This window comes from Pseudoselenomonas caprae (assembly GCF_008271345.1).
GTDB lineage: Bacteria > Bacillota > Negativicutes > Selenomonadales > Selenomonadaceae > Selenomonas_A > Selenomonas_A caprae.
In genome coordinates, this window is record NZ_VTOZ01000071.1 from 1 (window position 1) to 380 (window position 380).

The following is a 380-nucleotide window of genomic DNA, read 5'->3' on the forward strand; positions in this document are numbered from 1 at the left end:
GCGGTCGAATCGCTGTTGCCAATACATGTAAGTGGCTTTAGGGAGTTTTATAACTGCAAGGATGTCTTTTAATTTGAATGATCCTCGGAGACTGTGGGCGATCCTTGCTTTCGCTTCTGCGCCTCTTGCTCCAGGCGCAATCTCCTCAGTCCTTTTAAATAAGCCACCTCAATACGTAGCTTGAGATTCTCTTCTTCTAACTGCTTAAGTTTCTCATCTTGATTCATATTGCATTCTGGTGTAATACTGGCTTTATCTGGCACCTTTGGCCGCCTGCCTTTCCGTTGCGGTTTGAGACCTTCTATACCAACAGCACGATAGCGTTGAACCCAGTTAGCTAAAAGGCCCGCAGATTTCAAATTAAGTCGAAGTGCCAATTC

1 protein-coding gene is annotated in these 380 nt (G+C 45.3%); it reads right to left on the reverse strand.

What is annotated here, in order from left to right; genetic code table 11:
- Positions 1-68 precede the first annotated feature (68 nt).
- Positions 69-380, reverse strand: a 312-nt coding sequence (locus FZ041_RS14350; RefSeq protein ID WP_369407328.1) for a helix-turn-helix domain-containing protein, incomplete at its 5' end; no start/stop codon positions are given.